20 protein-coding genes are annotated in these 20,632 nt (G+C 62.1%); 10 read left to right on the plus strand and 10 right to left on the minus strand.

Features of this window, described 5'->3' with window-relative positions:
* Positions 1 to 2 precede the first annotated feature (2 nt).
* The 4 genes from MU551_RS09880 to MU551_RS09895 all read right to left on the minus strand — a co-directional run bounded on the left by MU551_RS09880 (position 3) and on the right by MU551_RS09895 (position 4,493).
* A complete protein-coding gene (locus tag MU551_RS09880; RefSeq protein ID WP_247043338.1) occupies positions 3 to 851 on the minus strand; it encodes an SGNH/GDSL hydrolase family protein in 849 nt (282 codons plus the stop codon).
* 107 nt (positions 852 to 958) lie between these two features.
* Complete coding sequence (locus MU551_RS09885; protein WP_247043340.1) at positions 959 to 3,631, minus strand: helix-turn-helix transcriptional regulator; 2,673 nt, start codon at positions 3,629 to 3,631, stop codon at positions 959 to 961.
* Complete coding sequence (locus MU551_RS09890; protein WP_247043342.1) at positions 3,631 to 3,771, minus strand: hypothetical protein; 141 nt, start codon at positions 3,769 to 3,771, stop codon at positions 3,631 to 3,633. The genes MU551_RS09885 and MU551_RS09890 overlap by 1 nt, the downstream gene beginning before the upstream one ends.
* 71 nt (positions 3,772 to 3,842) lie before the next feature.
* Positions 3,843 to 4,493, minus strand: coding sequence for a hypothetical protein (locus tag MU551_RS09895; RefSeq protein WP_247043344.1), 651 nt, complete (start codon positions 4,491 to 4,493; stop codon positions 3,843 to 3,845).
* Positions 4,494 to 4,629: 136 nt separating this feature from the next.
* On the opposite strand from MU551_RS09895, the gene MU551_RS09900 reads away from it, so the two are divergent.
* Entirely contained in the window at positions 4,630 to 5,946 is a 1,317-nt protein-coding gene (locus tag MU551_RS09900) for an MFS transporter (RefSeq protein ID WP_247043346.1), read from the plus strand.
* A gap of 40 nt (positions 5,947 to 5,986) precedes the next feature.
* On the opposite strand, the gene MU551_RS09905 is transcribed toward MU551_RS09900, so the two are convergent.
* Entirely contained in the window at positions 5,987 to 8,344 is a 2,358-nt protein-coding gene (locus MU551_RS09905; protein WP_247043348.1) for a glycoside hydrolase family 65 protein, read from the minus strand.
* Between the two features lie 55 nt (positions 8,345 to 8,399).
* Positions 8,400 to 9,146 (minus strand): HAD family hydrolase, encoded by a 747-nt coding sequence (locus MU551_RS09910; RefSeq protein WP_247043350.1) that lies wholly within the window; start codon positions 9,144 to 9,146, stop codon positions 8,400 to 8,402.
* Between the two features lie 273 nt (positions 9,147 to 9,419).
* Between MU551_RS09910 and MU551_RS09915 the strand changes: the two genes are divergently transcribed.
* Positions 9,420 to 9,797 (plus strand): DUF7793 family protein, encoded by a 378-nt coding sequence (locus tag MU551_RS09915; protein WP_247043352.1) that lies wholly within the window; start codon positions 9,420 to 9,422, stop codon positions 9,795 to 9,797.
* Between the two features lie 26 nt (positions 9,798 to 9,823).
* Here MU551_RS09915 and MU551_RS09920 read toward each other — a convergent pair whose 3' ends face one another.
* A complete protein-coding gene (locus MU551_RS09920) occupies positions 9,824 to 10,441 on the minus strand; it encodes an alpha/beta hydrolase (RefSeq protein ID WP_247043353.1) in 618 nt (205 codons plus the stop codon).
* 198 nt (positions 10,442 to 10,639) lie between these two features.
* Here MU551_RS09920 and MU551_RS09925 point away from each other — a divergent pair, with 198 nt between their 5' ends.
* The gene (locus MU551_RS09925) at positions 10,640 to 10,897 is read left to right on the plus strand and encodes a DUF6458 family protein (protein WP_247043355.1); all 258 of its coding nucleotides are present in this window, start codon (positions 10,640 to 10,642) and stop codon (positions 10,895 to 10,897) included.
* Between the two features lie 102 nt (positions 10,898 to 10,999).
* Here MU551_RS09925 and MU551_RS09930 read toward each other — a convergent pair whose 3' ends face one another.
* Positions 11,000 to 12,232 carry a pyridoxal phosphate-dependent aminotransferase gene (locus MU551_RS09930; protein WP_247043357.1) on the minus strand — a complete coding sequence of 411 codons (1,233 nt, stop codon included), beginning with the start codon at positions 12,230 to 12,232 and terminating at the stop codon, positions 11,000 to 11,002.
* Between the two features lie 171 nt (positions 12,233 to 12,403).
* Positions 12,404 to 13,111: a TetR/AcrR family transcriptional regulator C-terminal domain-containing protein gene (locus MU551_RS09935; protein WP_247043359.1), complete on the minus strand. Its 708-nt coding sequence runs from the start codon at positions 13,109 to 13,111 to the stop codon at positions 12,404 to 12,406.
* Between the two features lie 116 nt (positions 13,112 to 13,227).
* Here MU551_RS09935 and MU551_RS09940 point away from each other — a divergent pair, with 116 nt between their 5' ends.
* The 7 genes from MU551_RS09940 (at position 13,228) to MU551_RS09970 (ending at position 19,477) form a co-directional block, all read left to right on the plus strand.
* Entirely contained in the window at positions 13,228 to 13,935 is a 708-nt protein-coding gene (locus MU551_RS09940; RefSeq protein ID WP_247043361.1) for a DUF4386 domain-containing protein, read from the plus strand.
* A 260-nt stretch (positions 13,936 to 14,195) separates the two neighbouring features.
* Positions 14,196 to 15,005, plus strand: a complete 810-nt coding sequence (locus MU551_RS09945) for a DeoR/GlpR family DNA-binding transcription regulator (RefSeq protein ID WP_247043363.1) — start codon at positions 14,196 to 14,198, stop codon at positions 15,003 to 15,005.
* Positions 15,002 to 16,000, plus strand: a complete 999-nt coding sequence (locus MU551_RS09950) for a 1-phosphofructokinase family hexose kinase (RefSeq protein ID WP_247043365.1) — start codon at positions 15,002 to 15,004, stop codon at positions 15,998 to 16,000. Before MU551_RS09945 ends, MU551_RS09950 begins: the two co-directional genes overlap by 4 nt.
* A gap of 1 nt (position 16,001) precedes the next feature.
* Positions 16,002 to 18,068: a PTS fructose transporter subunit IIABC gene (locus MU551_RS09955; protein WP_247043381.1), complete on the plus strand. Its 2,067-nt coding sequence runs from the start codon at positions 16,002 to 16,004 to the stop codon at positions 18,066 to 18,068.
* Between the two features lie 57 nt (positions 18,069 to 18,125).
* Positions 18,126 to 18,404, plus strand: a complete 279-nt coding sequence (locus MU551_RS09960) for an HPr family phosphocarrier protein (RefSeq protein WP_247043383.1) — start codon at positions 18,126 to 18,128, stop codon at positions 18,402 to 18,404.
* 204 nt (positions 18,405 to 18,608) lie between these two features.
* The gene (locus tag MU551_RS09965; RefSeq protein ID WP_247043386.1) at positions 18,609 to 19,208 is read left to right on the plus strand and encodes an SRPBCC family protein; all 600 of its coding nucleotides are present in this window, start codon (positions 18,609 to 18,611) and stop codon (positions 19,206 to 19,208) included.
* A gap of 2 nt (positions 19,209 to 19,210) precedes the next feature.
* On the plus strand, positions 19,211 to 19,477 hold the full coding sequence (locus MU551_RS09970) for a DUF7218 family protein (RefSeq protein ID WP_247043390.1): 267 nt from the start codon (positions 19,211 to 19,213) through the stop codon (positions 19,475 to 19,477).
* Between the two features lie 89 nt (positions 19,478 to 19,566).
* On the opposite strand, the gene ku is transcribed toward MU551_RS09970, so the two are convergent.
* The gene (gene ku / locus MU551_RS09975; protein ID WP_247043392.1) at positions 19,567 to 20,607 is read right to left on the minus strand and encodes a non-homologous end joining protein Ku; all 1,041 of its coding nucleotides are present in this window, start codon (positions 20,605 to 20,607) and stop codon (positions 19,567 to 19,569) included.
* Positions 20,608 to 20,632: the final 25 nt, after the last annotated feature.

The following is a 20,632-nucleotide window of genomic DNA, read 5'->3' on the forward strand; positions in this document are numbered from 1 at the left end:
GGTTAGTTCAAGACGAACGCACCCTGACTGACCAACGAGGCAAAGTAGCCGTGCCTGTAGCCTTCGCCGGTTGGATGGAAGTTCGTAGGATCCAGCGGGTTGTCCGGGAAGAAGTTGAGCCATGGCTCAGCCGAACCGACTGCGTGCCCGGCGAAGGCAGCCGTGACATCGACGTACTGGGACCCCGTTGCTGCTGCGACGCCGGCGATCACCTGGTTGAGTGCGCCAGCCAAAAGATTTCCCACGGCAGCAAACGGGTGATTCGGATCGAAGAGGTAAGGGTATCCCGTGAGGACAATTTTCGCGTCTGGTGCGAACATGTGGATCCTGGTCACCAGGGTGGCCAATTCCATTGCAAAGCTACCGTCCGTCAGCATGTCCTCCACGCGCTTACCAGCCTCAAGGCATTGAACCGATAACGGGTCGGGAAGGCATGCGATCAGGAGGTCTGTGCTGTTCAAATCGTTCGCCCCTACAGTGAGCGTGACAATTTCGGCATCCTGCAGAGCAGCGACAGGAAGGTTGGCCAGGACGGCATCCATGGTCCATCCCGAGCACGCGGCGTTGGCTGTCAGCTGTACGTCCCGGCGTTTGTCGGCAATCGCAGGGTATCCCTTTTGGCTCCGGAAGCAGCTATCGGTATACGGTGCCGCGCCATGGCCAGCCGCGTAGGAGTCCCCGAGTGCGACATAGTCCAACGGCGGGGGCGGCGGTACGGCCTGTGCCGGTATGGCCGCCAATCCGATTGACATCGCGATGGCAGCGACGCCTGCCGCAATTGCCGAGAGCCGACGTCGTCCTGCTGAATGGGTGTATCTATCGCCTGATGCACCATAAACCTGGAATGGCATGACAACTCATCTCTGAAATGGATCACGATGCTCTCGTTGGGGGCGGAGCTATTCTCACGTCTTCACGCTAGGCGCCCGTAATGAGAGGGTCATGAGCGGCGGGGTACTCATTTTTCCGGGTCCAGGCGATGTGGCTGCACCTGCGGCTGGAGTTGTGGCTGAGTGGGGTGGTTGAAGATGCCGGGGAGGTCTTGCCGGCCGGTGAGTGCGAGTTTGTCGTAGACGTGGTGGAGAATGTTCTCCACGGTCCGGACGGAGATCACCAGGTTCGCGGCGATGCCGGCGTTGCTCAGCCCTGTGGCAGCTAGCCGGGCGATGTCGTTTTCGCGCCGGGTCAGGGATACCGGGTCGGTGAGCAGGGACAGGGCAGGGGTCCGGGCGCCTTCGCAGCTGGCCACCCAGGCATGCGCCCTCCGGGTGGAGGCGCCAGCGGCAGTATGAAGCCCGGCATGCTGGTGGGCGTGGGCAGCGTGGGCGGCTGCTTCCGCTGCCAGCAGCACAAACCCGTACCCGTGGAATCCCTGGGCGATCCGGTCCAGGGCGTGCCCGTCACCGGCTGCCAGGGCGGCGCCGTGGCCAGCGTACAAAAGGGCCAGAGGGCTGTTCACTTCTTGCGCCAGCTGATGGATTCTGTGGTTGGCCAGGTGGGGTTCGCCGAATCGGATCATCTGGTGCAGGGCCAGGATTTCCCAGCCGTGCTGGTGGTCTTGGCGAGCCCGCCCGGCAGCGGCCAGCGCGAGCCTGACGCCGCGTTGGGAATCGTTCTGGGCCACGGCGAGCCAGGCCTGGCTCGAACCGCCCCAGACGTCCAGCGCGCCCATCCAGGGCCGGGCGTGTTCTTCAGCCCTAGCCAGTGCGGTGGCCGCCAGGGCCGCATCACCGCAAAGGGCCGCGGCGCGGGCAAGATTGATCGCGGCGACCCTGATCAGCCATTGCCGATAGGGGTGGTGGTCCGCGGTGGCGGCGGCGAGGGCGGCCTGGAAACAGCGGACAGCGGAAGCGGGCCGTCCCCGGGCCAGACGGATTTCCCCACGCCAGACACTCCACATGCCGGCCCCTGCGTCCCACCCGGCGTCCAGGGCGCGTTGGTAGCCGGTGTTGGTCAGGTCCTCAGCTTCTCCAAGTTGCCCGCACAGGATCATGGCTCCCACCAGTGAACCTTCAGCCTCGTCCTGGGACATGGACCAGTCACCGCCCAGGAGCCGTGTGTTCAGGTCCACCGCCTGCAAGCCGGCGTCCACTGCCTCGACACACCGGCCCTGCACGGCCAGGGACTCACACCTGGCGATCAGTTTCCGCACCGTGGCCGTATCCGGATGCCCGTTGCCAGGTTCAAGCTCCGTCACCGCCAGGGCCTCGGCTGGGTGGCCGGCATAACTGAGAAGACTCGCCCGCTGTGCGGCCAGCACGTCCCGGCACTGGGGGAACATCTCCCAGGCTTCGTCCAGGACCGCTGCCGCGTCCGCAGGACGCTGCAGCCCAAACGTCAGGTTCCATGCCCTGGACGCCGCCAGCTCCGCCTGGGCAAGAGCAGGCAACTCCCGTGCATTCATATGCCCGAGCAGCTCTTCGGCTTCGGCAGTATTGCCCCGCAGAATCAGTGCCTGGGCCAGGACGGCCCCGGACTCCGCTCCGCCACCGGCGTCGATAGATGCCCGCGCCAGCCTCACCGCCAGCGTGAGATCGAGAACAGCCAAGGCCCGGACCGCCCCCTGCCGCAGAAGATCAGGCTCCCCCGGAGCACCACCCTCCACATGCCAGACCGCCCGGCGGAGGATTTCGGCCGGACGGTCCGTGAGATCTGCCGTACGCAGGAGCAGCCCGGCAAGATGCTTCCGATACAACACCGGCGTCAAGTGACGGGCAATTTCACCGTAGAGCGGATGGGCCAAGCGGACAGCCACCCCCCGGCCCGTTGCTTCTGTCCGTACCAGCCCCGCGTGCTCGGCTTCCTCAATGGCGTCCGGGGGGATGCCTGCCCGGCCGAGAGCGGATACCTCAAGAGGTTCACCGAAAGCCAGCAGATCCACCAGCTTCCGGGTCTGGCCGCCTTGTCCCTTCAGGCGTTCCATGATGAGCTCCGCCAGCCGCGGAGCTGCCGAGACAGGACCAGACCAATGCCAGGTTCCGTTGGCGACACGAAGCGCACCCGAGCCCAGCCCGCCCCGGACCAGCTCGCACAGGTACAGGGCGTTGCCACCGCTCAACCGCCACAGCCGCTCCTCGGTTACCGGCTGGACGGGTCCATCCAACAGGGAACTCAGCAGCCGCACAGCGTCCGGGCGCCCCAACGGCCCGACGTCGATACGCTCACCGAGGCCGTCCTTCCACAACGCGGTGATGGCATCGGGGACGTCCTCGCCGGATCTCAGCGTGGCAATAACCGACGCAGCCCCCGTGGACACAAGATGATGGATCAAAGCCGCTGAGGCCTCGTCGAGCCGGTGGGCGTCGTCAACACCAAGAACGGCCGGCCCGTGACCGGCCCTCGCCTTGAACCATTCGGCGCTCCCGTGCATGATCCGGAACCGGTCCGCACCATCGATGTCGGGCACCAGGTGTGAAACGGCACCAAACGGGATCGCCGAGGCCGAACTCGAGGCAGCAACCCAGAACCGTTCGCGTGAGGCCATCGGGGCGGCAGCCAAGGCCTCGCGCGCCAGCCGCGTCTTGCCCACCCCGGTATCGCCGACCAGGACAACGGCGCATACCCCGCTGCTGGCCAAGGACCGGTCAATGACCGCCAGCTCACGGGTACGGCCGACCAAATCCCCGTTCATCAGGTCGCCAAGGAGCCAGGCGCCTGTGCCCTGACATCCGGGCGTTTCTCATAGGCGTAGAACAGCAGGGCTGCGAGGATTCCCAGCCCTAACAGGCCGGCGTGCACCAGCCCGTCTCCCGCGAGGGGAAGCCCGATCATGAGCAGAGTGTAGCAGTGGACCATTCCTGCCCTCCGGTCCTCAACCGAAACGTCAAAAAAGGACGTAGGGACTACGTCATCCAGGATTCCGCCACGGCTATATAGGCGGACGACGACGGTCCCCGCGGCCCGGCATATGTGATGGGAGCGCCGGGCCACCGGACGTCCAACTCGCTCAGCCGCCCGGAGCTGCAGGGAAGGTAGACGTTGTTGAGTGTTCCGCTTCCCCCGCCAAGCTGGAAGTCAGCGGCCGCGAACTGCCGGCGGTCAAGGACGCCGCTGATTTCCAGCTCGGCCTTGCCTCCGGTCGCACGGAAGCCGCGTTCAAGGTCAAGTTCGACGTCGAACTCGTCCTGCGTATGGGTCAGTTCAGTCAAGGGAAACCTGGCGGCTTCAGGGAAGTACCGGGTGAATTCAGAGGCCATGGTGGCTGCGAAGTATTCATTGGACCCATAGCTCCGCCACCCTTGCGTGGTGGCCACCAGCAAGGCCAGGCCAGTACCCCAGCGCGACCAGTCCGCCATCCAGAACGAGGCAAAACAGCTTGCCGGCTCTCCCGGGACATGGACGCCATTGGGGTCCACGGGATGTAACGCGAGGCCAGGGTTCGCCCCAACAAAGGCCATGGTCCGCCGTGACGGTCCCGGTCGTGGCGAACCCAGCGGGATCGATCCCGGTATGGACGATCCAGTGGTGCTGTCCCCCGTGCCAAGAGTCCCCATACCGGGAGCCTAACGTGAATGGCCCGAACGGGAAGGGCGGCAACACGATGCTCGTGCCTCTCAGAACAGGAATCATTGGTGCGCTTCGGAGCGAATGTCCGGAACCCGAGGGGGTGCACCTGCCTAGAATTGCCCTATGCCTGCCCCCAGAGCCCTGCGTCCGTTTGCTCATCGGGAGTACCGCGTACTGATTGCAGCCTTGGCTGTCTCGATCTTCGGCTCCGGAATGTGGGCCGTTGCGATGGTGTACCAGGTGATTCATCTGGGTGGAGGGCCCTTGGAGCTCTCCCTGGTGGCTGCGGCAGCCGGCATTGGGCTGGTCGCTTTTGTGCTGGCCGGAGGCATTGCAGCGGATCGACTTCCGCAGCGGCTGCTCATCATCGCAGTGGAGGGCACCAATCTTGCCGTCATAGCGGCGGTCACCGGATTATCCTTCATGGGTTGGCTGCAACTGTGGCATCTTGCCGCAGGCGCGTTTGTGTTGGGCGTGGGCGCGGCCTTCTTCTTTCCTGCGTACTCAGCCATCCTGCCGAGGATCCTGCCACCGGAAGACCTTTTGGCCGCTAACGGCATGGAGGGCACCATGCGGCCCATCCTGCAGCAAGCGGCCGGCCCGGCGCTGGCAGGAATTATCGTGGCCGAGCTTTCTCCCTCACATGCCGTCGCCGGAGTTGCGCTCTGCCATGTAACGGCATTCATCGTGCTGAATTTCCTGGGCCAGCATGCACTGGAAGCGCCTGGCCATGACGGCCAGCCCACCCCCGAGCGAGCCAAGACATCGGTCTTCCATGACCTCCGGGAGGGCGTGAGGTACACAGTCCGAACACCCTGGCTGTTGTGGACCCTCCTGTGGGCGTGTATTTCGGTACTTTTCCTGATTGGGCCCATCGAAGTGCTGCTGCCGTTCGTGGTGGAGGACCAGCTCGGCGGGGACTCCAAGATGTTCGGTTTCCTGCTGGCCATCATGGGGGTCGGAGGCGCAGTAGCTTCGTTGGCCACAGCGTCGTTTCCCCTGCCCAGGCGCTACCTCACGCTGATGATGGTCACTTGGGGGGCCGGAGCCCTGCCGCTGGCCGCCATCGGTTTCATTGACAGCTTCTGGGCCGTGGCAATTGTCCTGTTCGTGTTCGGCGCTACGGGCGGCATGGGAATGGTCATCTGGGGAACCCTGCTGCAGCGGCGTGTACCACCGCACCTGCTCGGCAGGATCTCGAGCCTGGACTTCTTCGTATCGCTGGCGCTGATGCCCGTGTCCATGGCCCTCGCCGGCCCGGCAGCGGAAGTGGTGCCCATCTGGGTGATCTTCCTCGTGGCCGGAGTCGTCTGCCCCGCCATGTCCGTCGTGGCGCTGATCGCGGCCAAGATGCCGGAAGACGAACTAGCCCACCCCCTCGACAGGGGGCGCGCAGCTGTCAGGGCCCGGGAGGCTCGCAACGCGAGCCTCCCGGAGTAGACACTTTCGGGGTGGATAGCCCTACAGCGAAAGCTGGATGTTAGGCGCGCGCCCGCACGATCGGGATGCTCGCCGTCGGAAGTCCGCTCGGGAATACCGTGGGTTCGGGCACTTCAACCGGTTCCAGTGCAACGTGCACCGGTTCGGTTCCCACGGTGTGGACTTCGCCCCGGACACTGACATCCAGAGGTGAACCCTCGCTCACGGAAAGGGAGATGCCTTCCTGGTTTAGGTCCACAAACAAGAGCCTCCCCTGGAGTTTCAGGTGGAAGGAGAGCCGCTCCCATTCGGTGGGCAACCGGGGATCGAAGAATGGCAAGGCTCCCTGGTCACGCATCCCGGCGAAGCCGCAGACCAGTGAACTCCAGACTCCGCCTGTTGAGGCGATGTGCACGCCGTCGATGGTGTTGCCGTGGGTATCGTCCAGATCGATGAACAAGGCATCGGTGAAGTGTTCCAGTGCCGCTTTTCCGTAGCCCACTTCGGCTGCCATGATTCCCTGGACGCACGCGGAGAGTGTGGAGTCTCCGGTGGTGATGGGATCGTAGAAATCGAACGCTCGCCGCTTTTCCTCGGCGCTGAAGTCCGCCCACTGCAGGAACATCGCCAGGACTGTGTCCGCCTGCTTCAGTACCTGGTGCCGATAAATCACCAAGGGGTGGAAGTGCAGCAGCAGAGGGTACTTGGAGCGGGGAGTGTTCCAGTCCCAGGCCTCAAGGGTCATGAAGTCGTTGTCCTGGGAGTAAACCTGGAGCCGGTCGTCAAACGGAAGCTGCATGCGGTCGGCAGCAGCCGCCCAAAGCTGGCGCTCGGCGTCGTCAATCCCCGCGTGGTCCAAGGCTGCAGCAGCGCGAAGGTTGAAGCGGGCCATGACGTTCGTATAGAGGTTGTCATTGACGACTGCGGTGTACTCGTCCGGTCCGGTGACACCATGAATGTGGAATTGACCGTCCTTGCCGAAGAAGCCAAGGGACACCCACATGCGTGCCGTTTCGATGAGCAGCTCGGCCCCAATTCCGGCCTTGAATTCCTCATCCCCGCTGGCCCAGAGGTATCTGTTGGTGGCAAACGCGATGGCGGCGGCAATGTGGAACTGGGCGGTTCCAGCGGCGTAGTAGGCGCTGGCCTCCAGTCCGTTGATGGTCCGCCAGGGGAACAGGGCGCCGTCCACGCTAAGTTCCTTGGCCCTGATCTTGGCCTCCGGGAGCATTGCGTGACGGAATTCCAGGACCTGGCGGGCGCCGTCGGGGTTGGTGTACGTCAGGTAAGGCAGGAGGTAAATCTCCTGGTCCCAGAAGTAGTGCCCTTCATAGCCCGAACCGCTCACGCCTTTGGCGGGAATGCCCGCAACGTCGGCGCAGGCAGTTGCCTGGGCGAGCTGGAAGAGGCTCCAGCGGATGGCTTGCTGCAGTTCAGGTTGCGCGCCCACCACAATATCCGTTGTGGCCCAGTAATCAGCGTAGTGGGCCTGGCTCTGGGCGAAAATATCTGCCACTGGCAACAGTGCAGCCTCCGCGAGCTCTACCGGGTCCTGGGCTGAAGCGTCTGCGAGTGAAGGATCTACGGCACGTGCCACGGCGTAGCTGACCGACTTGTCCAAGCGGAACGGCCTGTCAGGACCCACGGCCAGAACATAGCGTGCACTGCTCTCATCCGGGCCCACCGGAGTATCGAAGGGCTGGAGCACGGGAGACGTCACGTGATCCACCGCGAGCCCAATCCGCTGGCGGGATTCCGCAGCCTGCCACGACAACCGCAATGCCCCGTCGCCGCCCTCAAGTTGCATCGGAAGCAGCACCCGCCCCGCGTGCCGGCCGGCGCGGCGGGGATCATGCTCGGATTGGTCCTCTACCGGCTGGTCCTGCCTGTTGATCACGGAGGATGTCACGTCGGCAGAAATGTATTGGTCTGCGTAAAGCTCCAGAGTGATGGCCATGCAGCCTCGCGACTCGAAACCCACGGCCCGGCGTTCCACGGTTGTGACTACGGCACCGGACCTGCAGAGCCAGGTGACCCGGCACTCATAGACGCCCGTGCCGAAATCCACGCTCCGCTGGTAGTCCTGCACGGATGATTCGGCCAGGCTCAGGGTTTCGCCGTCAATGATCACCGTGAAGTTATTGACGTCAGGGATATAGAGAATGCGCTGACCAGTCCGGGCAAACCCGAAAGCATTCTCGGCATGCTTGATGTCCCAGATCTCGTGGAACCCGTTGATGAAGCTCCCGGGGAGCTCAGTATCAGCGGCGGCCCAATGTCCGCCACGGATGCCGAGATGTCCATTGCCGAGGCAGAAGAGCGTTTCGAGGGTTCCGGCGTTGCCGGGTTCGTGGGCAGTTTCGACGAGCCGCCAAGGGTCGTTGGGGAACCGGGAGCGGTCGGAGCTGATGAGTGCCATGGTGTTGGGGTCCTTTGGCGTGAATACCGTGATAAATGCGGGGAACTGCGGCGGCCTACACCAGTTCGATAAGGTCGTTAACCACAAAGGTAGCCCCGGCGGCCAGCAAAATCTGCCGCCCGGCTCCCCTGTCTACCCCGATGACGGAATGAAACTTTCCGGAGCTGCCGGCCTGCACACCGGAGACCGCATCCTCCACCACAACGCACTCCTCGCTCGGCAGCCCCAGCAGCCGTGCAGCGTACTCGTAGGTGGCAGGATCCGGCTTGCCCGGCAGTCCTTCGGTGGCAGCCACAACGCCGTCGACGACCACCGGGAAGTGGTGCGAAAGTCCGGCTGCCTCCAGCACGGCGGGAGCATTCCGGGAGGAGGAGACGACGGCGAGCTTCAGTCCGCGCGCAAGTGCTGCTTCAATGAAGCGCACGGAACCTTCAAAGGGCTCCACTCCTGCGGCCACAATCTCGTTGAAGACCAGGTTCTTGCGGTTACCAAGGCCTTGCACTGTTTCGTTGGCGGGGTCGTCGTCGGCGGGCCCTTCGGGAAGCACGATGCTTCGGGAAGCCAGGAAATCCCGGACACCGTCGAACCGTGGTTTTCCGTCGATGTGGTCGAAGTAGTCGCTTTCGCGGTATCCCGCGGCACTGGGCACCGACTCAAGGTAGCCGTCGAAGAGTTCCTGCCACGCACGCTCGTGGACCACCGCGGTGGGCGTCAGGACGCCGTCGAGATCAAAGAGGATGGCTGAGGCAGTGGTCCAACTGCTGAGCTGGGCGTTTTGGGCGCCGCTGTGGAGTTGAGGCATGCGGATTCTTGTCCTTTCAGACGTGAGGCGTGGTGCATTGGGGTGCGCCTTGGCAGAGGCGTCTTCGCCGCATGGCCGAAGTCGAGTGTAAGCGCTTGCAATTCCGCTTGCAAGTGGTTTTTTTAGTTCCGAGCGCTAAGACAATCATAGGAGGCTCTGCGGCGTATTGGCGGCGGCGCATTATGCCCAATTTGGCCCAGCAAGGGGCGGCTCCGCGTTGAAGTGCTGGCAGGCACTACCATGGGGCCAGAACTGCTCAATTGGAGGGACGGCGTGGAACCTATCGTTATCGACGGCGGCAAGGGCACGGTGACATTGGGTCCGGACGGGGTGATTCATCTCGTGTGGAAATCCAAGGTCAGTATTGACCGCAGAGACTCTGAGGCCGCGATGGCCAAGGTCAACGAGATCAGTGGGGGCTCTGAATATCCGATGCTCGTGGACATGGCCACCACCGAATCGGTGAGCCGCGATGCCCGGGCAGTATTTTCCATCCCGTGCGCCGCAAACCGGATCGCCTTACTCGGCTCCAGCCCTGTAGATCGGGTGCTGGCGAACTTTTTCCTCGGAATCTACACCCCTCCGTGCCCAACGCGCTTCTTCACGTCCAGGAGCGATGCCATGACCTGGCTCAAGAAGACGGACGCCTGAACCGCCCATTGGAGCACACGAGTGAATCAGCGCAGCACGTAGTGGCGAAGGAAAGCGCTGACGTCCACCATCTCCGCCTTGCACATCGCGTGCCCCATTCCCGGGTAGGTGCGGGCCGTCAGCTGCGTGTTCCGATGCAGCCACTCCTCGGTAAACGCAATGGCTTCCTCATTGATGACCAGGTCTGCTTTGTCCCTCCCCCAGAAGAAGGGCGGAGGGGAGTCAAAAGATTCACTCATCGTCAGGAGTTCGTTGTCCAAGACAAAGCCTGAGAGCCCGACGACGGCCCGGTACTCCTGCGGGCGAAGCCGCAGGAGCGTGCTGGCCATGGCCATCCCTTGGGAGTATCCCAGCAGGCTCACGCTGGCGTGCTGCCCTTTGACGGTGTTGATCCAGTCCGCCACCTTGTTGGTGACGGCAATGACGTCGGCAAAATCGTTGGTGAGGAAGTAGTCAAGAAGGAACCAGCCATAGTGGTCCCCGATGTCCGTGGGAGCCCTAAGCGCGGCGCACGTAAACTCCTGGGGCAGGTGGGGAAACAGGTTCACCATGCGGGATTCGTCGGTGCCGTAGCCGTGCATCATGACCAGCAGCGGTGTCCCAGCGCGTTCATGTTCTGGCTTGGACCATACGACTGTCTCCATCGGAACAGCCTAGCTTTTCCCGTGGAGCGCCATCGCTTCCCGGCTCTTCCTCGCCGCCCCCTGGCCTTACGACGCGCCGGAGAGGTGGACGTTGAATCAGCAGGTGCCCGGATGTAGCCTGACAACAAGACAGCATGCTTAGCATTGTTGTCGCCAAGTCCTCTATGGACTTGTCCGTCCGGATATTAGGAGAACGTCATGAGAATCGGTTCCTCCATCTTCCTGATCGCCCTCGGCGCGATCCTGGCCTGGGCAGTATCTCCGGGCCTCATCCCCAACGTTGACCTGACCCTGATCGGCTACATTCTCATGGTTGTCGGAGCCATCGGCCTGGTTGCCTCCCTCATACTGGCGTCCCCCGGCCGCAGCCGGAGGGTCAGCGAGACCCGCTCCGTCGTCGACCCCAACACGGGAGAACAAATCACCCGGAACGAAAGCCGGGACGGCAATATCTGACAGCGTGGCTACATCTCACAGCGGCCATCACAGGATCTGATAGCCGCCATCAGAGGGCCGCCCCGCCCATTACGTCAGTACTGCGCTAGGACACTCCCGCGGCTAGGACACCCCTGCGCCAACACTCCTGTGCGCCGCCAGGAAAGCTGCGATCCTCCGGACCGCTTCCCTGATGTCCTGTACCGACGGAAGAATGACAAAGCGGAAATGATCAGGCCGGGGCCAGTTGAATGCCGTCCCGTGTGACACGAGGATCTTCTGCTCCCGCAGCAGGTCAAGGACAAACTGCTCGTCGCTTTCGAAGGGATACAGCTCCGGATCCAGCCGGGGAAAGAGATACATGGCGCCGGCAGCAGGAACACAGGTAACACCGGGAATGGCGGTCAGGAGTTCAAAAGCGAGGTCCCTCTGTTCACGGAGCCTGCCACCTGGCCGGATCAACGCCTCAATGCTCTGATACCCGCCGAGGCAGGTCTGGATAGCGTGTTGGGCGGGAACATTGGGGCACAGCCGCAGCGATGCCAACAGCTCCAGCCCTTCACGGTATGCCAAGGTAGCTGCACGGGGTCCCGTGATTGCAACCCAGCCTGCCCGGTACCCTGGCATCCGATATGCCTTCGAGAGCCCGCTGAATGTCAGGCAACATACGTCTTCCGCCACAGAAGCTGTGTGGATGTGCTGGGCGTCCTCGTACCGGACCTTCTCGTAGATCTCGTCCGAGAAGAGCACCAGGTCGTGCTTGCGGGCCAACGCTGCAAACTGCTCCAGAATGCGCCTCGGGTAGACGGCTCCGGTGGGGTTGTTCGGATTGATGATCACAATGCCTTTGGTGAGGCTGGTGATCTTGGATTCGACCTCGGCCATATCCGGCCACCAGTTTTCATTTTCGTCGCACACATAGTGCACCGGTTTGCCCCCGGCCAGGGTCACTGCCGCTGTCCAGAGCGGGTAGTCGGGCGCCGGAATCAGGATTTCGTCGCCGTTTTCCAGAAACGCCTGCAGGGTCATGGAGATGAGCTCGCTGACACCGTTGCCGATGAAGATGTCCTCGACGCCGATCTGCATCAATCCCCGGGTCTGGTAGTACTGGGAAATGGCTGTGCGGGCGGAAAATATGCCTTTGGAATCGCTGTAGCCCTGCGCTCCGCGGAGATGATGAATCATATCCAGCACAACGGACTCCGGAGCTTCAAGCCCGAACGGCGCGGTGTCTCCGAGATTCATTTTGAGGATCCGGTGCCCCTCTGCCTCCATCTCCCTTGCCGCCTGGAGGATGGGTCCGCGGAGTTCGTAGTTGACGTTCTGGAGCTTGCTGGAATGTTGCATCGGAGGCATGGCTAATCTTTTCACAGCAAACAAGGATGCCTCGAAGAGTCAACATCTTTTTCCTGAACGTTAGGGCAATCCGTCCACCGCGCCGAGATGGCACTTCGCGGCAATGTTCAGCCTCAGCATTGCCGTGAAGTGCCTTCTCGTGCTGGGGAGGGTGCGCAAGGTCTAAGGCACCTACCTAACACCGTGCGCCTGGCCGGAGGTCCAGTTCTGCTGGTGGAGCCGCTCAAAGCCGTCAAGGAGGAGGCTCAGGGCAAACTCGAACTCGAACTGGTCATCACAGCCGCTGCCAACTGCAGTTTCCTGTTCATGAGACCCGGCCGTGGCAATTTCGATGATGTACGGATACTGCCTTGCCACTTGATGGAACATAGCTGCCCGCACTTCAGGATCCGCGGGCGGGGGCGGCGTGGGAAACACCTCCTGGGTGAATCCCCACATCCTGCTCCCAAGGGCGTGCATCACGTGGTGGGTAAGGTCAGCCGACAACCCCCCGGCCCGAAACAGTCCGATCAGCGAATCCATGTACTCGAGCACCACAGGCGGGGCTTTCGTGCGGGACTCGATCACCTGGGATGCCCAGCGGTGGCGCAGCATGGCTTGCCGGGCGGAGAGGATCCGCAGCCGTACCGCGTCCTTCCAGTTTTCGCCCCGGACCCGGGTGTCGATCTCGCTGACGATGACCTCCACCATGCCATCCAGGAGCTCTTCCTTGTTCGCCACATGTTTGTAGAGCGCCATCGGCACAACATCCAGCTTTTCGGAGAGCTTACGCATGCTCAGCGACTCCACTCCCGCTTCATCAGCCAGGGCGACGGCGGCATTCAAGACCCGCTCCCGACTCAGGGGCGTGCGGCGCCCAGCAATTCCTGACTGAGCCAAGTGACCACCTTTCGTTGGAACTCCAGCTCTACGTGTTGACAAGTGTACAACGTACACCTATCGTCGGATTCATCCCCTGGTGTACGCCGTACACCTTTCACAGCAGGAGAGATGAAATGACCTCATATCGAAGGATCGCCATGGCCGCCGGCATCCTCTTCCTAGCCACCCACGTCACCTCAATCACGGCACGTGCTCTCTACCTGCCGATCCTGAACAACCCCGCGTACATCGAGAGTGGCGGCCAGGATGGCCAGGTATTCCTTGGCGCCCTCCTCGAGGTGCTCCTTGCCCTCACAATTGTCGGAACCGGAGTGGCGCTCTACCCGGTAATCAAGCGCCAAAACGAAGGTGTCGCCCTCGGGTATGTGGCGCTGCGGACCCTTGAGGCGGGGGTGATAGCCGTTGGAGTGCTCCCCCTCCTTGCCATCGTGACGTTGCGGCAGGATCTGTCAGGACTGGCCGCCGCCGACAGCGTCCCCCTCGCGAGCGCCCTGGCTGCCTTTAACAAGTGGGCATTCCTGGTTGGACCGAGTTTGATCTGCGGAACCAACACCGCACTGCTCGCGTACCTGCTCTACCGGTCCACCCTCGTGCCCAGGTTCATCGCCATACTCGGATTGATCGGCGGCCCACTCGTGTTCGCTTCGGGGACCGCACAGATGTTTGGCGCCTACGAGCAGGTTTCAGTGTGGGCAGGAGTTGGTGCCGTTCCAGTATTCGCCTGGGAAATCTGCCTTGCCATCTACTTCATCGCAAAGGGCTTCAGGCCGTCCGTCGACGCCGGGCTCAATTCCCGACAGGCGGTGGCCCTGAAGGTGTAACTGCACACCATTAGTTCCATCCGCATCGGAGAAAGGGCCGGCCCTCGTTCCCCACGCTATTCAGGGGAATGGAGGGTCGGTCCTTGTTGGTTTAGACAATCTTTGTTTATGTGGTTTTCCATTGACAAAGCAACACGAATAAAGATAAAGTCAAGGTATTCAACATCAGTGTGATGCCTGTCACGATCGGCTCGGAGCCTTCGTCAGGACTCGCACTTTCAGCTTCTCGCAGTAGTCCACCTATACGCAATGGAGGGTAAGTGTTTGCTGAAGAGCGCCAGCAACTGATCGCAGGGCTCGTCGCTGAGAGCGGCAGGGCCAGCGTCACGGACCTGGCGGAGCGGTTCAGGATCACCACCGAAACTGTTCGGAGGGATCTCGCTGCCCTTGAATCAGCTGGGAGCCTGCGTCGCGTCCACGGCGGAGCAGTTGCCGCCGATCGGTTCAGCACCACTGAAGAGAGCATTCTGGTTCGCACGGTGCAGAAGCAGCCGGAAAAACTCAGGATTGCGGAGGCTGCTTTGGCCTTCGTTCCGGAAGGCCCCTCTGGAAGCATCCTGATGGACGCCGGCTCCACCACGGAGGCTCTGGCGGATCTTCTCGCTCTCCGGATGTCTGATCCGTCCTCTGCCCGGGCGGTGGCGGAGGGCAACGAGCTGGTTGTTATCACCAATGCGATTCCCATCGCAGGAAAGCTTGCCGGCGAACCCGGCATCGCCCTCCAGATCCTGGGGGGCCGTGTGCGCGGACTGACTCAGGCCGCAGTGGGCCAGTCAACGGTGGAGGCGGCACAAAGGATTCGTCCCGACATCGCCTTCATCGGCACCAATGGAATACACGCAGCCTTCGGGCTGAGCACTCCCGATCCTGAAGAAGCCGCCGCAAAGGCTGCCTTCGTTCAATCGGCGCACCGCATCGTTGTGTTGGCCGATTCGTCCAAGCTGGATACAGAGACCCTGGTCCAGTTCGCTTCGTTGAAAGATCTGGATACCTTGATTACAAACAGTGAACCCAGCCCGGAACTGGCGGCGGCCCTGACCGAAGCCGGAGTGGAGGTGGTGATCGCATGATTGTCACCCTTACAGCCAATCCCAGCCTGGACCGCACCGTGGCGTTGCCATCACCGTTGGAACGCGGCGAAGTCCAGCGGGCAGTGTCAGTGAGCCAGGAATCGGGCGGGAAAGGCGTCAATGTCTCCCGTGCGCTGGTTTCTTCCGGTCTGGAAACCATCGCCATACTTCCGGGCGGTGACGGGGACCCCGTGTTGGCAGGACTGCGGGAAAGCGGAGTTCCTTTTGCCGCGCTCGCCATCGGCGAGCCGTTGCGGACCAACATGGCATTGACCGAACCAGGCGGCGTGACCACCAAAATCAACGAACCCGGCCCTGTGCTGAACGCCGAGCAGCAGGAGGCCCTGATCGGGCTCCTGCTGGAACGCTCTCATGGTGCCACCTGGGTGGTCCTGGCAGGATCACTCCCACCAGGGGTCCCTGCCGACTTCTATGCCACCGTCACCCGGCGGCTCCGTTCCATGAGTAACGGCCATGATGCCCCCCGCATCGCCGTCGACTCCTCTGGTGAACCTCTCAGCGCCGCCATATCGGGGGATGAAACCGGCGGTATCTCCGGGAAGCCGGACCTTCTCAAGCCCAATGCGGAGGAACTTGCGGAACTGGCCGCAGCAGCGGGCTTCACCACGGTAGTTTCTGCCGAGGAACTTGAAGCGGACCCGCTGGCAGCAGCAAACGCGGCTGCCGCCGTCGTCCGTTCCGGGGTGGGTGCTGTTCTTGCCACCTTGGGCTCCAAGGGCGCGGTTCTTGTAACGCCCGACGGCGCGTGGCTGGCTACTCACGCTCCCGTCAAGGCCGTCAGCACCGTCGGAGCCGGTGATTCCTCGCTCGCAGGTTATCTGCTCGCTTCCAGCCAAGGCGCGGCCCCTGCCGATTGCCTCCGTCAGGCTGTGGCACACGGTGCCGCCGCCGCTTCCCTGCCGGGCTCCACAGTCCCGGCAGTCCACCAAACCACCCCCGATGCCGTAACCATCACGGCCCTCCGGAAGGACTGACATGACTCAGCTCATTACCACCGAATTGGTCATTCTTGACCAGGATCTGGGCAATTCGCCCGAGGATGTGATCCGGCACCTCGCCAGCAAAGTTGCTGCAACCGGACGCGCCAGTGAAGTTGAAGGACTCTTTGCGGACGCCTTTGCCCGTGAACAGAAGACCGCAACCGGCGTGCCGGGCGGCATCGCCATTCCGCACTGCCGCTCAGGAGCCGTAGTTGTTCCCACCCTCGCGATGGCACGGCTCTCCCAGCCTGTGGACTTCGGCGCGAAGGACGGCCCTGCTGATCTCATCTTTTTCATTGCGGCCCCGGACGGAGCGGACCAGGAGCACCTGAAGCTCCTTTCCAAGCTTGCCCGGTCGCTCATCAAAAAGGATTTCACCGGCGCACTCCGCGCAGCGTCCACCGAAGCGGAAATCGTTGAGCTGGTTGAGGGAGCTGTAGCGGACAAGCCGGCAGCGCACGCGGCAACTACAACCGGGGCTACCGCTGAGGGAACCTCCGCCGGGACCACCGGCGAATCCGCTGGACTTGCTCCTGTCTCGGCAGAGGCCCCGTCCTCCGGCAAGGGCGTCAAGCGCCTCGTGGCTGTGACGGCCTGCCCCACCGGCATCGCCCACACCTATATGGCCGCTGATTCGCTCGTGGCGGCAGCCAAGGAAGTCGGCGTAGACCTGCAGGTGGAAACCCAGGGTTCCTCAGGCGCCAAACCGCTCGACCCCGCAGTTATCGCCGCCGCAGACGCCGTGATCTTCGCCGTCGATGTTGACGTGCGCGGCAAGGAACGGTTTGCCGGAAAGCCGGTCATCAATGCTCCCGTCAAGCGCGGCATCGACGAGCCAGCCAAGATGGTCCAGGAGGCACTGGCTGCGGCAGACAACCCCAACGCACGCCGTGTTCCGCACTTCGGTGCCGAGGAGCAGGCTCAGAACGCCGAGCTGGAAAAGGGCGAACACATTGGCCAGAAGCTGAAGAAGGCTCTCCTCACGGGCGTCAGCTACATGATCCCGTTTGTGGCCGGTGGTGGTCTGCTGATGGCGTTGGGCTTCCTGCTTGGTGGCTACGACATCACGGAAGTCGCCAACAAAGTGGTGCTGGAGAACAGCTTCGGCAACCTTCCGGAAGGCGGACTCAGCATCTACCTGGGCGCAGTTGCTTTCAAGATCGGCAACTTGTCCATGAGCTTCCTCGTTCCGGCTCTGGCAGGTTACATCGCCTATGCCATTGCCGATCGTCCCGGCATCGCCCCGGGCTTCACGGCCGGAGCGGTTGCCCTTTTCATGGGTGCCGGTTTTATAGGTGGCATGGTTGGAGGCTTGTTGGCCGGCTACATTGCCTATCAGATCGGATCTTGGGCTGTGCCGCGCTGGCTGCGCGGGCTCATGCCCGTCGCCATCATTCCGTTGCTTGCGTCGATTGTTGCATCAGGACTTCTGTTCCTGGTTCTCGGTAACCCCATTAAGAACCTCACCGACGGCTTGAATGGCTGGCTCACCGGGATGACCGGCGCCTCAGCAATTGCCCTCGGCATCATCCTTGGCCTCATGATGTGCTTCGACCTTGGTGGCCCGGTTAACAAGGTTGCCTATGCCTTCGCTGTCGCAGGATTGGTCAACGGAAGTGCCACCAACACAGCCCCTTGGCAGATCATGGCAACAGTTATGGCGGCTGGAATGGTTCCGCCGCTGGCGATGGCCCTGGCCACCGTGCTGGACAAGAAGCGCTTCAGCCTGGCCGAGCGGGAAAACGGCAAGGCTGCCTGGCTGCTGGGAGCATCCTTCATCTCCGAAGGCGCCATCCCCTTCGCCGCAGCCGATCCCCTGCGTGTTATCCCGGCCAGCATGATCGGTGGTGCTCTAACGGGAGCACTGACCATGGCAACAGGAGTCACGTCTCAGGCACCTCACGGAGGCATCTTCGTTTTCTTCGCAATCGGAAACCTGGCGATGTTCATCATTGCCATCGTGGTGGGCACCATCGTGAGTGCCCTCGCAGTCCTGGCGCTCAAGCGCTGGGCGGTCCGCGAACCCGTTGATACGGTGGAGAAAGTTCCCGTAACTGTCTGATCCGTCTGAAAAACCTTCACCACCAGAAATCCACGTACAGCAATGCAAGGAGCAGTAATGCCAGAACGTACCGCAACCGTCGCCAGCCGTGTCGGCCTGCACGCCCGCCCTGCCGCCATCTTCGCCGAGGCCGCCGGGGAGTTCGACCTCGAGATCACCATCGCCCGTGAAGGCGAGCCGGCAGACGAAGCCATGGATGCAGCAAGCATCCTGTCGCTCATGAGCCTGGGAGCATCGCACGGTGACATCGTGGTCCTGCGCGCTGACGGCGCCGGGGCAGATGCTGCCCTGGACCAGCTGGTCCAGATCCTGGAAACGGATCACGACGCCGAGTAGCAGCTCCGGAAGCACCCCCTTCCAAAGCCGTGGCCGGCCCCCGCAGAAGCAGACTTTTTCCCTCCAAGGAAAGGCTGCAGCGGGTGGCCGGTCACGGTTTTTTGCTGCGAACATGGGAGCCTAAACCGATAAGCTTCCTTACTAAAATTGCTTGTTTTTGCCTAGGAGCCCAACTAGCGTGGAAAACCTAGGGAGGACAACACCATGGCAACTTTGCATGAAAGCATCGAGGTGGAAGTACCTGTAACCACCGCCTATAACCAGTGGACCCAGTTCGAAACGTTCCCGAAGTTTATGAGCGGAGTCGAATCCGTAGAGCAACTCGACGAGACCTCACTCCGCTTCCGGACCCACATTGCCGGTGTGAAGCGTGAATACAACGCCAAGATCTCTGAGCAGCTCCCGGACCGGCGCATTACCTGGGTCAGCACGGACAAGCCGCGGAATTCCGGCACGGTCACTTTCGAACCCCTGGACGATCAAAGAGCCAGGGTCAGCGTCGAAGTGTACTGGGAACCCGAAGGCCTGGCAGAGAAGGCGGGTTCGGCCCTCGGGGCAGACAGCCGGCAGGTGAGCGCCGATCTCAAGCGCTTCAAGGAATTCATTGAGTCAAGGGGCATAGAAACAGGGGCATGGCGTTCCACGGTCGAGCAAGGGGAGGTTGACGATCCGCCCTTTGAAACAGCCGCCTCCGGCATTCCGTCCAGCTCTCCAGCTGTTATCCCTTCCGCGGTTCCGTCGCCGGAGCGTCCGGCGGGCACCGATCCCCTGATTGACGACGACGAGCCCGTAGATCCGAGGTAGCCATGCCTGAGAAAAAGAATCCGAGCGTAAAAGATCCCAAGCTCTACGAAAAGCTTCGGGACGACGGCGCCTCGAAGCAAAAGGCAGCCAGAATTTCCAATACGGCCGCCAAAAAAGGGCGCTCCTCCGTGGGGAAAAAAGGCGGCAAGGCCGGTGATTACGACGACTGGACCGTTGCCCAGCTCAAAGCAAAAGCCAAGGAGATCGGTCTGACAGGCTACTCCAGCAAAAAGAAGAGCGAGCTTATTTCGGCGCTGAGAAACTCCTGATCGCGGCGATGGATTCGCGCCAGTGGGATTGGCGCCAGCGAAACAAACGCCACCAGGATTCCCTAGCCAGCCGCAGACCTACCCGCCTATCATGCGCCCTTTCGCCTGCTCTTGGTCTCCGTGCCGGCTTCGGCGGCGGCCGGCTTCTTGGCGGGCGCCTTGGCAGCAGTCGACTTCGTGGCCGTCGATTTAGCAGCGGTCGATTTAGTCGCCGCGGACTTAGTTGCGGTCGACTTGGCGGCCGTGGATTTAGTCGCCGTCGCCCTTGTCCCACTGGACTTAGTGGCAGTGGACTTTTCGGCCGTGGATTTGCTGTCAGCAGCGGCAGGTTTCTCTTCCCCGCCTCCGCGTTTCTTGTCCAGACTCCGTTTGAGGGCCTCCATCAGGTCGATCACTTCGCCCTTGCCCGCGTCATCAGCAGTGACTCCAAACGTTTCCTCAGTGTCGAGCGATTCTCCCTGCTCCAGCTTGGCCTCGATGAGCTGTCGCAATTGCTCCTGGTACTCGTCGGTAAAGCGTTCCGGCTCAAAGTCGCCTGCCATGGATTCAACGAGTGCGGCGGACATTTCCCGCTCCTGGGAGGAAATCTTGATGCTGGTATCCAGCGACGAAAACTTTGCTTCGCGGACCTCATCCGGCCACAGCAGGGACTGGAGCATCAGTACGTCATCGCGGATGCGCAATACGCCGAGGCGGGTCTTGTCGCGCAGGGCGAACTGGACGATGGCCACCCTGTCTGTATCCTCAAGTGCCCTCCGCAGAAGCATGTACGCCTTCGGAGACTTCGAGTCAGGCTCCAGGTAGTAGCTCTTTTCGAACATGATGGGGTCCATCTGCTCGGACGGCACAAACTCCACTACTTCGATCTCGTTGCTGTTTTCTGCCGGAATAGCCTTCAGCTCGTCGCGCGTGAGAATTACTGTGCGGCCACCTTCTTCGTAGGCCTTTTCGATGTCCGCGTAGTCAATGACCTCGCTGCATACCTCACAGCGACGCTGGTAGCGGATCCGTCCGCCGTCGGCATTGTGGACTTGGTGCAGACTGATGTCATGGTCCTCAGTGGCGCTGTAAACCTTGACCGGGACGTTTACCAGTCCAAATGCGATGGCGCCTTTCCAGATCGCTCTCATGGATCAAGTGAACATCAGACTGGGG

The organism is Arthrobacter rhizosphaerae, from assembly GCF_023062595.1.
In the GTDB taxonomy this organism is placed as follows: domain Bacteria; phylum Actinomycetota; class Actinomycetes; order Actinomycetales; family Micrococcaceae; genus Arthrobacter; species Arthrobacter rhizosphaerae.

What these genes read in the sequence shown, in the direction of transcription:
- MU551_RS09960 (WP_247043383.1), top strand. Translation starts at nt 18,126, where the DNA reads ATGCCAGAACGTACCGCAACCGTCGCCAGCCGTGTCGGCCTGCACGCC.
- MU551_RS09885 (WP_247043340.1), bottom strand. Translation starts at nt 3,631, where the DNA reads ATGAACGGGGATTTGGTCGGCCGTACCCGTGAGCTGGCGGTCATTGAC.
- ku (WP_247043392.1), bottom strand. Translation starts at nt 20,607, where the DNA reads ATGAGAGCGATCTGGAAAGGCGCCATCGCATTTGGACTGGTAAACGTC.
- MU551_RS09930 (WP_247043357.1), bottom strand. Translation starts at nt 12,232, where the DNA reads ATGCCTCCGATGCAACATTCCAGCAAGCTCCAGAACGTCAACTACGAA.
- MU551_RS09965 (WP_247043386.1), top strand. Translation starts at nt 18,609, where the DNA reads ATGGCAACTTTGCATGAAAGCATCGAGGTGGAAGTACCTGTAACCACC.
- MU551_RS09950 (WP_247043365.1), top strand. Translation starts at nt 15,002, where the DNA reads ATGATTGTCACCCTTACAGCCAATCCCAGCCTGGACCGCACCGTGGCG.
- MU551_RS09940 (WP_247043361.1), top strand. Translation starts at nt 13,228, where the DNA reads ATGACCTCATATCGAAGGATCGCCATGGCCGCCGGCATCCTCTTCCTA.
- MU551_RS09905 (WP_247043348.1), bottom strand. Translation starts at nt 8,344, where the DNA reads ATGGCACTCATCAGCTCCGACCGCTCCCGGTTCCCCAACGACCCTTGG.
- MU551_RS09970 (WP_247043390.1), top strand. Translation starts at nt 19,211, where the DNA reads ATGCCTGAGAAAAAGAATCCGAGCGTAAAAGATCCCAAGCTCTACGAA.
- MU551_RS09900 (WP_247043346.1), top strand. Translation starts at nt 4,630, where the DNA reads ATGCCTGCCCCCAGAGCCCTGCGTCCGTTTGCTCATCGGGAGTACCGC.
- MU551_RS09895 (WP_247043344.1), bottom strand. Translation starts at nt 4,493, where the DNA reads ATGGGGACTCTTGGCACGGGGGACAGCACCACTGGATCGTCCATACCG.
- MU551_RS09880 (WP_247043338.1), bottom strand. Translation starts at nt 851, where the DNA reads ATGCCATTCCAGGTTTATGGTGCATCAGGCGATAGATACACCCATTCA.
- MU551_RS09890 (WP_247043342.1), bottom strand. Translation starts at nt 3,771, where the DNA reads ATGATCGGGCTTCCCCTCGCGGGAGACGGGCTGGTGCACGCCGGCCTG.
- MU551_RS09920 (WP_247043353.1), bottom strand. Translation starts at nt 10,441, where the DNA reads ATGGAGACAGTCGTATGGTCCAAGCCAGAACATGAACGCGCTGGGACA.
- MU551_RS09910 (WP_247043350.1), bottom strand. Translation starts at nt 9,146, where the DNA reads ATGCCTCAACTCCACAGCGGCGCCCAAAACGCCCAGCTCAGCAGTTGG.
- MU551_RS09925 (WP_247043355.1), top strand. Translation starts at nt 10,640, where the DNA reads ATGAGAATCGGTTCCTCCATCTTCCTGATCGCCCTCGGCGCGATCCTG.
- MU551_RS09955 (WP_247043381.1), top strand. Translation starts at nt 16,002, where the DNA reads ATGACTCAGCTCATTACCACCGAATTGGTCATTCTTGACCAGGATCTG.